Below are 12,160 nucleotides of genomic sequence, written 5' to 3'. Positions count from 1 at the left end.
AATATTTGTATTGTGTAAAAATAAAGTACTTATTCTTTTTTTCTTATAGATTACTAGTGGTAGTTCTTCGATTGGATTATTTGATATATCTAAATAGAATATATTTACATGCTCTATCTCATCGGGAATTTTTGATATTTTGTTATTTGAAAAACTCACCATACATAGTGATTTTAAATTAAAAAGCTCTTTAGGTATCTCTTTTATATTGTTATCGCAAGTCATAAGCACAAGTAGTTTTGATAAATGTTCTATTTGGGGTGGAATTTCAATTATGTTTTCATTGCAAATTTCAAGTTGAATCATATTTTCTAGTAAGGTTTTATCTCTTGGAAACTCTTCATGATCTAAATCATATTTATTAGCCCATTTACAAATATCTTCAAACCAATTTAAATCGTTTGAATTATCTATTAAATGATCACTTTTCATTTTATTCTCCTATCACTATTCAAATAATATATTTTCTTTAAATCATTAAAACTATCTCTTGCATCTTTTACATTTAAAATGACTTTTTGTTTCTCAATAGTCTCTATTACTACAAACTTAGTATTTAGATTATCAATCAAAGATATGAAATGATTAAAGTTCTTAACTTTTATATTATTTACAGTATTAACAACATAAGCAGCAGATCTATATCCTCTATTTACTTTATGAGGAAATATATCTTGCATCCAAATAACTGCTTCTGTAAACTCTTTTGTTTTACCCTTATTATAAAAAAGCATATCAATTCCACTTGCTTTATTTGATATAGCAGACATATAGTTTTTTGTAAGTGGAGTAAATGCTAATCCACCAAATATAAAATATCTAGCTTCTTTTGCAAATTCTTTTTTTATAAGAGGAGATAATCTTTTTATAGTATGCGTAAATGAGATAATCTTTTTATCTCTTAGTACTTTTACTTCAATAGTATCACCTATTTGTTTTTCATGCATAAGTAGTGTAGTATTTACTCTTCCAAATTGTGAATCAATAGTTCCATCATTTGCTATTGTTTTTCCATCAATTTCAAGTAAAATATCGTTTTCTTTGAAGTTCTTTACTCCATATTCTAATTTTGTGATTAAAACACCTTTATCATCTTTTAATCCATAGTATTCTTTAACACTATCGTTTCTAATATAATTAATTGATAATCCATCTTCTCCAAAACCATCAACGTTTCCATCTTCAATATCTTTTAAAAATGTATTTATAATAATAGAGGGAACAATATAAGAGATATTATTAGTATTTTTTAAAGTCATCATAGCAATACCTATAATATTACCATCTTTATCAATTGCGGGACCACCACTATTCCCACTATTAATCGCTGCATCAACTTGAATTGCTAAAAGATATTCACTACTCCATACATAGCTAATATATTCAATTCTTGAAATAATACCCGTTGTAGTTGAAATAGTTTGACCACCTACTGGATAGCCTAATACTGTAACTTCATCTCTAGGTTTTACTTTTGAATTAAATTTTAAAGGTTTTGTATCATCAAAAAATGTTTTATCTTCAACTTCTACAATTGCTAAATCTGCTTGATGAGATATATATTTCACATTTGCAATATATTTCTTAGGATTATTCTCTTTTTGGACTTCCAAAAATCTAGCTCCACTTACAACATGTGCTGATGTTAATATTTTATTACCATCAATTATCGCACCTGAACCTGTATATCTTAGTATTTTACTTGTTTGCCAAGGGTATTTATAGTTTGAACTTGAAGCTGATGTATGAAGTTTAACTATAGAGTTTGTTGGTAAATTTGATGATAGGGCTATTACTGCTGTTAGGAATAAAATTATTAACGTTCTCATTGTTTTAGGTATTCCTTTAATTCATTTTTAATTTTCTCTTTTAATGAGATTGGTTTTATTACTTTTATATATGGCAACCAACTTTTTATGAGTGATTCTACTTCCCTCTCTTGTGTAACTTTGAAGTTAACAATGATATTGCCATTTTCTTTTTCTTCAATAATGTCTTGAGATTTTAGGTGCTTTTTTGCTTTAAAGAAACTTGCTTTGCTACTATCTACTTCAAGTAAAACATCTTTTAAAAATTTTTTATAATCAGGTACATAAGCGGCAAATGGTGTTTGAATATCTTTTATAAATTCACTTAATTCTCTATTTTTTTGAAAAGTTCTTTTTGTCTCTTCTATTGTATTTATTTTAGATATTCTATACATAGTTAACATATAATCTTCATGTTCAACTTCACAAGCTAAATAGAAATTTTCATTCATAAAAACTATTCTATATGGTTTAACTTCTATTTTAATCATATTTCCATCTTCTGGATATTCAATAATAATACATTTACCAAACTTTATACTATGCTCTAAAACTTTCAAAATATTTTTATCAGATTTTGTTGTTTCAAATGGTTTATTTTTAAATTCATAGACTTTACTTACATTTTTCAACTCTTTTTCAATAATTTTTCTATCATTATCATCTAAATCAAAATTCTCAAAAAGTTCACTTTTGCTAGCCATGCTAAAAGTAAGTGCCATAAGTGACAAGGTTTCAGGATTCATAAAATTGTCAAAGGCTTGTTTTGTTACTGCTTTATAGCAACCTTTCTCACCTTTACCACCACGAATTAGTTCAAAGTTAAAGTATGGTTTTAGAACATCTAAAACTCTTCTAATAGTTTTATCAGCTACTGGTTTGTTTTTAGAGTTTAGCCATATATTTGGAATATGATCTTGAGCATCACAAGATGCTTCTTCTATAATTTTATCGATACATACTGTTTCATTGTTGTTAAATCTTTTTAAAAGGTCTAATACTCTTGTTGTTTGATTTGATTCCATTTATTACCTTTTTGAGGTTTTGTTTTTTATATTACAGAAGTATATATTAAGAGATGGACATATTTTGTCCTATTAAAATTATTAATTTCTACCTCTTATTCTATCTTTTCATTATATTTAAATTACATAGACTATTACCAAAACTTCTTCCATTTGTCTCATTTCTTTTTTATATGGAGATGTTTCATCTTATTCTTTCTGTGTAACATTGTTTAGTCCTACTTATATAATTATTTTTAAAATTTATTATGTTCTTTTTCAAATTTAACTGTAGTCTTCTTTATTATTAAATATAGGTATTGTATGGTTTAATATAGTCATATTGTAATTAGATTTATTTTTTAGCATTAGTTATACTTGGTAAAAGTTATTGCATATCATCTCTTTATCTTCATTTACAGCTAAAAAAGTATCCATCCTTAACATTAAAAAATAGAAAATGTAGTATCATATTAGTCTTTATTTAGTTTTATTTTACATTCACCTTTTTTATTAGATTAGTTCTCATATCAATCTTGGTTATCTGGAGATATCTTCATAAAGTGTTCTACTTTTATTCATCAATAATTTAATACTTTTTAATATAGGTGTTTCTAAAAATAGTTTCCAGTCCTAATCACGGATATCTTTAGAAGTTTTATTTCTGACTTTTTGTATTGAAACAATATTATTAATAGGAAGTATTAAAATCTCTTTATTTTATATATATCTAATAATTACTTCTTGATGCTACTAATATATAATTATTCTTATCTTGAGCATTATTTAGTATTAAATTATAATGAAATTCTTAATAATCATTTTTTAAACTTATTGAATCTATATGTGCAGATTGCAATGTAAAAACAAAGGTTAGTAACAATATTGTAATAATAGGCTTATCTAGAATAGTCTCTAAAAAAGAAGTTAACTTTATATTTTTAACCCTTTTTGTAATTTTACTAATATGTGCTATGTAATACAATAATATAATTATAATTAATACAAATGCGAAATATAAACCACTATCATTTCTTAACCAACTAAAAATAAAATCTTCTGTATTTGAATAATTTAAGATATTAATATTTAAATTTTTATAATATAAAATATCATACAGTACTCCAAGTAATGATAAGTATAAAAATGATGAGCTTAAAATAAAACCATAGTATTTAAGTATAAAACTTTATATAGATTATATTTTTTAGACATATCAATTTGAATATTATTTTCTTGGCATTTTTTTGGTATTATCAGAATTTAGAGTGTTTTTTTTATAATTAAGTTGAACTTGCTCGCCCTTATATTCAACATCATTTTCTTTAAGTTTATATTCTTCATATTCTATTTTCTCTTGTTCTGGATTAAAAGGTTCATTTGGTTTTGTATTTGTATCTCTCATTATTTAATCTCCTAAAATTTGATTCCACTTGAATCATATCCATTATTTGCTAAATTGATATCTCTATTTTGTCTTAACTTATCTAATGTATAAAATAAATCTTTGTTAAATTTACTATCATTACTATCTTTTTGTTTTTGTTGTTCTCTATGCAACCAATCAATCCAACCCGGATCTATTGATTCTATCTCTACTAGTGTTTTGCCATTGTGCTTACCAAAATTAATAATTTTAACTTCTACAGGTAGTTTAGTTAATTCTGCCATTTTGTCAAATATTTCTATAGAGTTACTTATATTAAATTTTTCTTTCACTCTAAAATACAATTTTAATAAAAATAATTTTAATATTACAACATCACCAATAGCATCATGTGCTTTTATTTCTACACCATATTTTTCAGCTTCTTTTTCTTCATCCTCTTGAGTTAATAACATATATCTAAATGTTTGTAGTTTATGATTTGGTACTTTATATCCATTTATATCATCACCTATCTCATACAGATGTTTTGCACATTGTAAAGTATCTATAAGTTTGTATTGATTTATAAATCCTTCTTTTGTAAGCATATTTAAATCAAAATCTAAATTATGTGCAATTAAATAGTTTTCATTACTATTTAAAGCATCAATCGTTTTTTTAAAGCTAGTATCTCTATATAAAGGTTTATTATCTATATCTACTTGCCTAATACCATGTACAGACATAGCTTCTATTTTTATAGGTATCTCAGTTGAACATAATTCATCATATTTCTCTATATGCTCGTTATTTCCAAGTTCAGATATTATTGCACCTACTTGTATTATTTTATCTTCCTCACTTAACCCTGTTGTTTCAGTATCGAATATTATAAGTTTATTCATATTTTCCTCTATTTTGTATTGTTTTTGAATAGTAATATCTACATATTAGTTTATTTCATAATAATATGATGATTCATATTAATGTGTCAACCCTAAATCAGACAAATAAACATATATATGTTCATCTCTTTCCATTTTCTATAAACCTTTCACAAATAAAGATACATCTCTAGGAAATGTATAGTATTGTCCATTTTTTTTACTTTTTATAGTAACATTTTTTGGTCTTGTAAAATATAGATTTGTCTTAGCTCGTGTACAAGCTACATAAAATTTTTTTAGTTCATTTGGTAACTCTTCTTGTTTTATTTTTTCATCTGAAAACCATCTAGGAAATGAATCTTGAGCCATACCAGGGATAATTACATTATCCCACTCTAATCCTTTAGCTGAATGAATTGTAGTGACCGTTACAAAATCATTACTATCTTCATATTCAGATTGTACTATCTCATCACTTCTTGAATAAAATTGCCCTAATTCTGGATGATTTGGTGAAAATGATAATTTAAATTTATCATAGTTATCTAAAAGTAAATCATTTTCTATTATTAGTTTTAAAGCACTAAACTCTTCTATAACTTTATCATCAAACATTCTTTCATTATCCACCAAAGATATAAAATCAGAGATAATATCAATCACACTTACTTCTATAGATTGTTTTAATTTAATAAACTTTAAAATTTTATATAATTTTTCATAACTCTCTTTTTTACTAAAATCCATATCGGATAGGGGAACTAAAATATCATCTATATTTTCACCATTTAATTCTGTATTTATCCAAAAGTTTTGAATAGATTTAAGTACATAATTATTGTTTGTATTTATTAAATTTATTACAAGCCTTAAAAGCTTAATATATGGACTTAATATATATTGACCACCAAATACTTTAAATGATATTTCGTAGTTATTAAAAGTTTCTAAAATTTCTTGAAAATAAAATGTATTTGACCAAATTATTGCTATATCTTTTAATTTTGCACCTTCTGATTTTTTAGTGATTATTTGTTTAGCTATCCAACTAGCTTCTTCTTCTTTGTTTTCAAATTCATTTAGAATGAGTTTATTACCATTATTATTAACTGCATTAGAAAGAGAAGGATTCTTGCAGTCATTAAAATTGAATTTATTAACAAAAGATAAAATATTTTGTGGACATCTATAACTATATTCTAGTTCTATATAACTAAAATCTTTTTCATTATTAAAATACTCCATAATATTATTGAGTGAACCACCTTTGAAAGCATATATATTTTGTCTTTGATCACCTACAAAAAATAATTTTATATTTTTAATATTTGAATAAAGTAAATATAGTATCTCATATTGTAATTTATCTAAATCTTGAGCTTCATCTATAATAATTTCATCAACTTTATTTGATAAAAAGTCTTTAAATTTATCATTATTTTTAATTGTATTTAAAAACATGTCTATAATCATATCAAATGTTAAAATTTTATTCTCTTTAAGATAATCAGATATTTCATTAGTGTTATTTTGAAATTCATCTTTTATATCTTGGAGTTCAGTATCATCAATAATAATAAATTCAAATTCTTTTTGATTAAATTCAAAATACTCTTGAATAAAGTACAAGGCAAATGAATGAATAGTCCCCGTAAAAATATTATCTTTTGTATCTGCTAAATTAGTTAAAAAGATTTTGTCATCAATCTTGTGTCCAAGTTCTTCTGATGCTTTATTCGTAAAAGATAATCCAAAAATCTTTTTTGTACTATTTGTATTTAACTCATTTAAAATTCTTCCTACAGTTAAATGTGTTTTACCAGTACCTGGACCTGCATTTACTAGGGTAATTTTACTTTGTGACGTAATAGCATTTTTTTGTTTTTCATTTAAAGTAAGTAGTTCTAATGAAAATGATTGAATATCTTCTTTTTTTAGTATATTGTCTAAACCACTAATAGCTTGTATTATATTTTTATATCTGACAATATAATCATTTAATTCAATATCAGTAAGTTTATTTGGTGTATCGTGTGACCATTGATTTAAATCTTTCCTTAGATTATGACAAATATACTGTAAATTGTATTTTTGTTGTTTAGTAGCGTACTCATTTATCATATCATGTAAAGTTATTTTAGACTCTGATGGATCATAGCCTAATATTAACTTTAATAACTTTTCAAAAGACTTTCTAAGTTCATTTGCTTTATTTTCATTTTTTATTAATGAATTATCTAATGTGTTTATCTCTGTATATATTTGTTGTATTTCTTCAGTCATTAATATTTTCCTAATATTTTATTTAAATCTATTTTTTCATCTTTTTTATAGCACCCTATAAAATCTAAATCAATAAGTTTATCTGTATTCGCTCTATATCTATGTTTCTGTTTTCTCAAATATCGCCATTTTTTATATCCTTGTTACTTATTCTAAATTTATTAAATCCTATCAGATGAAATTCCCATATCTTGTCCTAGAAAAATAAAACTCACTATCTTTTATAATATTTTAATAAATTATATCTATTTCTTTATATTGTAAAGTTGAGCTAATAAGTTAAATTTTAATTACTTTTAAATCTCATCATAAATAATTAATTTTTATTATAGACAATATATGTACATTAAATAAATTATAATTTTCCAACAATCAATCAAGGAGTCAAAAATGTTCAATGATACACAAAATGAGTTTGATAAAAATGTAAGAAAGATGACGGAAAGTAATCTTCTTAAAAAACTAAATAAGCAAGGTATTGATAGAACTGATATAACAAGTGGAAAATTTAATGAACTTTTAGAAATGGAAATAGAAAAATTAAAAAGTGATGGAAAAAAAGTTGGTACAGGTATTGGTGTTGGTATAGCTCTAACAGTATTAACTGGTGGATTATTTTAAAGGATTGAAAATGGATTCAAAAAAAAGAATTGGAAATAAGTATGTAAAAGATATATCGATTATGAATATAAATAAAAATACAAAGACACAAATAGTATGGTCTATTACAAAGTTTATATCATCTTTTTTATGGTGTAGTACAAAATTTGTAGTAAAGAATACACCTACTGCACTTGGTATGGCATGGGAAGTTAAAAAAGAGATTTCGAATGCTATTGCAGATGAAATTCAAGAATTAAGAAAAGAACAAAAGCAAATAGCTTTAGAAGAAAAAATCTTACAACTGAATGTGACAAAGAGAAATGATGCAAAATAAATTAGATGAGGCTATTAAGTCTATAAAAAATGGTTTAAATAGTGTTGAAAATAAATATGACTCTCATATTAGAGAAAAAGCTATAGAGGAAGTTAATAAAAACATAATATATAAAAGAGTATCTTCATATTATTTATGGAGTTTATATGAATAGCAAACAAAGAAAATCCAAAATTATATCTCAAGCATTAACTACATTATTAGTTGATACAGTTTCTGTTACGCTTATAATAGCAGTCCTTTTATATTTTGCTTTTTATTATTTTTTTGAAAATATAAGTCTAAGTTTTTTTACTTCCATTTTATATTCATTATGTTTAAGTATCTTTATTGAATGTTTATTTGTTAGAAAGCAAATTCATCAAGTTAAGTTAGACATAGAAGTAGTAAATTTACATGATGAATTAAACTATACTAATATTAATGAGATACTTAAAAAAGAGATAACTAAAATTAAAGAGAATATAATTGATATTGAACATGAAACTTATAAAAAGAATAAGAAACCAAAAGTTTTTTCAATATCACTTGAATTAAATATAAACAATACATTAAAAAAAACACAAATATTGGAAGCTTTAAAGAATATATTGCATATTAATGAACAAGAATTTATAAATATTGATGTAAATGGCATGATAAAATTTATATGTAAAAGTCATAGTCTTATTGAGTTTGTTAAGAATAAAAATAACACTGAAAATTCAGAAGCTAGAAATATATGTGAAGATAATTCAGATTTAGGTTGGGCATATGCATTAAATGATGAACTTGAACAATCTACAATTAATATTATAGAGAGTTTAAAATATAAGTTTATGGCTCTTATCATTAATGAATATACTATACAATCTACTTTTTCAGCCGTTACAAGTGATTATCATGCAACACTAATAAAATATGATATTTATTGTTCTATTAAACACAAATTAAATTTTAAAAATGACATGTTTAAGACTATTGCAAATGAAATGGAAGTAAATCACAGAGATGATTGTAAACATAAAGTATTATTATTTCAAATCTATAAGTTATTTGATGATAAATCACTAGAGGAATTTAAAAAAATACTTACAATTAATTATTTATATTTGTTAACTGAAAGTAGAAAAAAACCTGCTTACTTCTTAGATATGTTATATAATTATTCTTTGAGTTATCATACAGATTCTGAAATTCTATATGAATTCAGAAAAAGATTTTCAAAATATTTATTTAATAAGCATTGTCCTTCCCATTTTTATAATGATATTATAAAAATATGGACAAGTATCATAGAAGATAAAAGTGAATAGGAAAAATAATGACTAAAATATTACTATTAATGATCTGCCCAATTCTTTTTCTTTTTGGAAACAATAAACTTATAGAAGAAATAGTTAATGATTATAATCCTAAAACATCAGTAGGTGATTATAACTTTACAGATAAGCAATTAGCAGCTTTATGTGATGGTAGAAACCATTATTCAATCAGTTGTGAAACGACTTCAGTACATACAAGAAATGAATTAAGAAAAAAAAGAATTGAATATTTATTAAAAGAAATATCAAAAAAATATAATATTGATGACAAATTAATAATGAATTTAGATGATAAATATATAAAATATATTGAAGAAAATATAAAGTTAAAGCAGTTTGCTGATTATTGTTATTCTAATATATGTAGTGTAAAAACTATATGGGATGAATTATCTATTTTTGAAGAAATATTAATATTTATATTAACAGATGAACTAGATGAATATTTGGAAGTGGATTTTGAAATAAAAAATATTATGGTTAACTATAATAAAATTATTGAGCTTCTTTATCCTATACAATATAAAGAAGAGTTTGAAGTTAATATTAATTATGAATATATTCAAAATCATCTCTTTGCTATTGATAAATATTGGAAAGAATATGAAATGGCATTTTTAAAATTTTTAAAAGAAATAGATAGAGAAAACGACACTCAATTGAAGAAGATATTTTATAGTCATAGAAATAATAGCTTAATTGCAATTGAAGATTATTTTCGTAGTATTAAACCTGCTCTTTATCCAGAAACACATAAGTTAATTGAAATAAAAATAAAAAATAAAAACTCTTTTATTAATACAAATAAATTGAAGTAGAGTATTAAATATAATTATGGTTATATGAAAATATATATCAAGATACGATTTTATAACGATTCAATGAAATGAAGCAAATAATATAGAAGAAAATATCCAAAACTTTGAGCAGGACTGATAGAATATTAAATTCTAAAGTAATGATTTGTAAATAGGATCAATAACCTCTAAATTTTGGAACTTTGATTCATTAAAATCAAATTGTTTCTTCTCTTCCATCTATATCAATCCTTATAATATTTATTATATCAGACTGACACAGATTTTTTTACACTCCCATTTGGTATTTATTTGATAACTATTTTATATCCATGATTAGACTTATTTCTGATTAGTTGATAATATGTTTTTTCTCTTATATTCTTTATCATATTTCTCATTGTAAAAATACTCATGTTTTTACCTTCCCAGACATTTTCTTTGATATCTTCAATTGAGCAAAATTTATCTTGATTAGATAGTAAGTATAGTAAAAACTTCTTTTCAAGCTTTGTTAATTCAATTTCTTGTTCTTTATGGAAAAGTTTATTAGATGATGAATTAAAATAATACTCATGTTCAAACTGAAAAATAGGCGCAAAGTCATTTTCAATAAGTTCTAATAAATATTCTTCTAAAGGTTTCTTTTTATTTTTGAATTTTTTATCAATACGATATTGTAAGTCAGATGAAAGATCTAATTTAATAGTTATTGTAGGCATATATGTAACCTTTAAAATAATTTAAAGTATTATAATATATTAAATAAATAAACTACTTAATAAACTTATTTATATTACCTTGTAATTTAAAAACTCTTTTATTTTTAGTTCTTTCCCAATTATCAACGGGATCTTGTTTATTCCAAACTTCCATTAGTCTTCGTTCTTGTTTTGAGAGTTTTATATTATATTTATCACTCATATAGAAATATATTCTTGCAATATCTCCTTTAATTTCTTTTTTTGGATATGCTCTTTTTATTTTAAAGTTTACTTCAAATTCACAATTACCATACTGCCCTACTTTTGGATAATCATTTGCAAATCTATAATTAGATCTATCCCCATTTACTTCGCCAATAGAAGGTACTAAGTTATGCATATCAGATTCCATAACTCTAAAGGTATTATCTCTTCTACAAGCTTTTCTACCACCTTTATTCCAACAAGGTAAATACCTACCAAAGTTATGTGCTGGCATTACATGTTCCCACTCTTTTAGCTCTATCATTTTCTTTTCCTGATTTGAAATAAGGATTTCTTGGAGTGTAATATTTACTATCTTGAACTATTAAAGCTTTTTCTTTATTTTTAACTCTTTTCATTTCATAAGGGTTTGAGCAATAAAAAGTAATTTGATTATCGAAATAAACTTTCTTTAAAAGTATCTTCTTTGATTTTGAAAGGCTACTTGCATTAAGAGATAATGAAAGTAGTATAATTGCTATTATTAATTTAATATCTTTTCCTTAGTTTTTTTAGTATTCTGTATTTTCCATTGATCTTTAAATCTTTGAGCTAATTGAGAGTAACTGCAATCATTACACTTAACAGTATCAGTTGGTTTGATATCTAAGCTTCTGCCTATAAATATATTCTCACTTTTACATCTAGGACACACTACTTGAAGTTCTCTTTGATTATTAAACATTATATATTCTCTTTCAATTTAATTTCTATAATACTATCATTTTTAAATTTAGTAGCATAAAAATATTTCAATTTGAAATTAAATAGGATTTTGTTTCATTTCATGAAGTAATAGTTAT

At 23.8% G+C, this 12,160-nt stretch carries 14 protein-coding genes; 5 read left to right on the top strand and 9 right to left on the bottom strand.

The features are described from left to right. The 6 genes from GBG18_RS12080 to GBG18_RS12060 all read right to left on the bottom strand — a co-directional run. Positions 1 to 432, bottom strand: a 432-nt coding sequence (locus tag GBG18_RS12080; protein WP_193311140.1) for a leucine-rich repeat domain-containing protein, incomplete at its 3' end; no start/stop codon positions are given. Continuing rightward, positions 429 to 1,829: a S1C family serine protease gene (locus tag GBG18_RS12075; RefSeq protein ID WP_152191394.1), complete on the bottom strand. Its 1,401-nt coding sequence runs from the start codon at positions 1,827 to 1,829 to the stop codon at positions 429 to 431. The genes GBG18_RS12075 and GBG18_RS12080, both read right to left, overlap by 4 nt. After that, complete coding sequence (locus GBG18_RS12070) at positions 1,826 to 2,833, bottom strand: WYL domain-containing protein (protein WP_152191392.1); 1,008 nt, start codon at positions 2,831 to 2,833, stop codon at positions 1,826 to 1,828. Before GBG18_RS12070 ends, GBG18_RS12075 begins: the two co-directional genes overlap by 4 nt. Before the next feature lie 1,207 nt (positions 2,834 to 4,040). Next, the gene (locus GBG18_RS15365; protein WP_193311138.1) at positions 4,041 to 4,217 is read right to left on the bottom strand and encodes a hypothetical protein; all 177 of its coding nucleotides are present in this window, start codon (positions 4,215 to 4,217) and stop codon (positions 4,041 to 4,043) included. Positions 4,218 to 4,228: 11 nt separating this feature from the next. Continuing rightward, positions 4,229 to 5,086: a 3'-5' exonuclease gene (locus GBG18_RS12065; RefSeq protein WP_152191390.1), complete on the bottom strand. Its 858-nt coding sequence runs from the start codon at positions 5,084 to 5,086 to the stop codon at positions 4,229 to 4,231. Positions 5,087 to 5,224: 138 nt separating this feature from the next. Continuing rightward, on the bottom strand, positions 5,225 to 7,351 hold the full coding sequence (locus GBG18_RS12060; RefSeq protein ID WP_152191389.1) for a UvrD-helicase domain-containing protein: 2,127 nt from the start codon (positions 7,349 to 7,351) through the stop codon (positions 5,225 to 5,227). Positions 7,352 to 7,741: 390 nt separating this feature from the next. On the opposite strand from GBG18_RS12060, the gene GBG18_RS12055 reads away from it, so the two are divergent. The 5 genes from GBG18_RS12055 to GBG18_RS12040 are packed head-to-tail and all read left to right on the top strand — an operon-like array spanning position 7,742 to position 10,410. Further along, entirely contained in the window at positions 7,742 to 7,972 is a 231-nt protein-coding gene (locus tag GBG18_RS12055; protein WP_152191388.1) for a hypothetical protein, read from the top strand. A 10-nt stretch (positions 7,973 to 7,982) separates the two neighbouring features. Beyond that, positions 7,983 to 8,288, top strand: a complete 306-nt coding sequence (locus GBG18_RS12050; RefSeq protein WP_152191387.1) for a hypothetical protein — start codon at positions 7,983 to 7,985, stop codon at positions 8,286 to 8,288. After that, complete coding sequence (locus GBG18_RS15360) at positions 8,278 to 8,442, top strand: hypothetical protein (RefSeq protein WP_193311137.1); 165 nt, start codon at positions 8,278 to 8,280, stop codon at positions 8,440 to 8,442. Before GBG18_RS12050 ends, GBG18_RS15360 begins: the two co-directional genes overlap by 11 nt. After that, on the top strand, positions 8,435 to 9,583 hold the full coding sequence (locus tag GBG18_RS12045; protein WP_152191386.1) for a hypothetical protein: 1,149 nt from the start codon (positions 8,435 to 8,437) through the stop codon (positions 9,581 to 9,583). Before GBG18_RS15360 ends, GBG18_RS12045 begins: the two co-directional genes overlap by 8 nt. Before the next feature lie 8 nt (positions 9,584 to 9,591). Beyond that, entirely contained in the window at positions 9,592 to 10,410 is an 819-nt protein-coding gene (locus GBG18_RS12040; protein WP_152191385.1) for a hypothetical protein, read from the top strand. Between the two features lie 287 nt (positions 10,411 to 10,697). Here the strand turns inward: GBG18_RS12040 and GBG18_RS12035 are convergent, their stop codons facing one another. From GBG18_RS12035 to GBG18_RS12025, 3 genes are all read right to left on the bottom strand, one after another. Next, positions 10,698 to 11,111 carry a helix-turn-helix domain-containing protein gene (locus GBG18_RS12035; RefSeq protein ID WP_152191384.1) on the bottom strand — a complete coding sequence of 138 codons (414 nt, stop codon included), beginning with the start codon at positions 11,109 to 11,111 and terminating at the stop codon, positions 10,698 to 10,700. Positions 11,112 to 11,163: 52 nt separating this feature from the next. Next, positions 11,164 to 11,622 carry an endonuclease gene (locus GBG18_RS12030; RefSeq protein WP_226898705.1) on the bottom strand — a complete coding sequence of 153 codons (459 nt, stop codon included), beginning with the start codon at positions 11,620 to 11,622 and terminating at the stop codon, positions 11,164 to 11,166. Between the two features lie 219 nt (positions 11,623 to 11,841). Next, the gene (locus GBG18_RS12025; protein ID WP_152191383.1) at positions 11,842 to 12,042 is read right to left on the bottom strand and encodes a hypothetical protein; all 201 of its coding nucleotides are present in this window, start codon (positions 12,040 to 12,042) and stop codon (positions 11,842 to 11,844) included. Positions 12,043 to 12,160 lie beyond the last annotated feature (118 nt).

Source organism: Poseidonibacter ostreae (genome assembly GCF_009208075.1).
GTDB classification, from domain to species: domain Bacteria; phylum Campylobacterota; class Campylobacteria; order Campylobacterales; family Arcobacteraceae; genus Poseidonibacter; species Poseidonibacter ostreae.
This window is presented reverse-complemented; position numbering and strand designations above follow the sequence as displayed.

Bases quoted from the DNA above. Each gene is read 5' to 3' on its own strand.
- GBG18_RS12075 (WP_152191394.1), bottom strand. From the start codon at position 1,829: ATGAGAACGTTAATAATTTTATTCCTAACAGCAGTAATAGCCCTATCA.
- GBG18_RS12070 (WP_152191392.1), bottom strand. From the start codon at position 2,833: ATGGAATCAAATCAAACAACAAGAGTATTAGACCTTTTAAAAAGATTT.
- GBG18_RS15365 (WP_193311138.1), bottom strand. From the start codon at position 4,217: ATGAGAGATACAAATACAAAACCAAATGAACCTTTTAATCCAGAACAA.
- GBG18_RS12065 (WP_152191390.1), bottom strand. From the start codon at position 5,086: ATGAATAAACTTATAATATTCGATACTGAAACAACAGGGTTAAGTGAG.
- GBG18_RS12060 (WP_152191389.1), bottom strand. From the start codon at position 7,351: ATGACTGAAGAAATACAACAAATATATACAGAGATAAACACATTAGAT.
- GBG18_RS12055 (WP_152191388.1), top strand. From the start codon at position 7,742: ATGTTCAATGATACACAAAATGAGTTTGATAAAAATGTAAGAAAGATG.
- GBG18_RS12050 (WP_152191387.1), top strand. From the start codon at position 7,983: ATGGATTCAAAAAAAAGAATTGGAAATAAGTATGTAAAAGATATATCG.
- GBG18_RS15360 (WP_193311137.1), top strand. From the start codon at position 8,278: ATGCAAAATAAATTAGATGAGGCTATTAAGTCTATAAAAAATGGTTTA.
- GBG18_RS12045 (WP_152191386.1), top strand. From the start codon at position 8,435: ATGAATAGCAAACAAAGAAAATCCAAAATTATATCTCAAGCATTAACT.
- GBG18_RS12040 (WP_152191385.1), top strand. From the start codon at position 9,592: ATGACTAAAATATTACTATTAATGATCTGCCCAATTCTTTTTCTTTTT.
- GBG18_RS12035 (WP_152191384.1), bottom strand. From the start codon at position 11,111: ATGCCTACAATAACTATTAAATTAGATCTTTCATCTGACTTACAATAT.
- GBG18_RS12030 (WP_226898705.1), bottom strand. From the start codon at position 11,622: ATGATAGAGCTAAAAGAGTGGGAACATGTAATGCCAGCACATAACTTT.
- GBG18_RS12025 (WP_152191383.1), bottom strand. From the start codon at position 12,042: ATGTTTAATAATCAAAGAGAACTTCAAGTAGTGTGTCCTAGATGTAAA.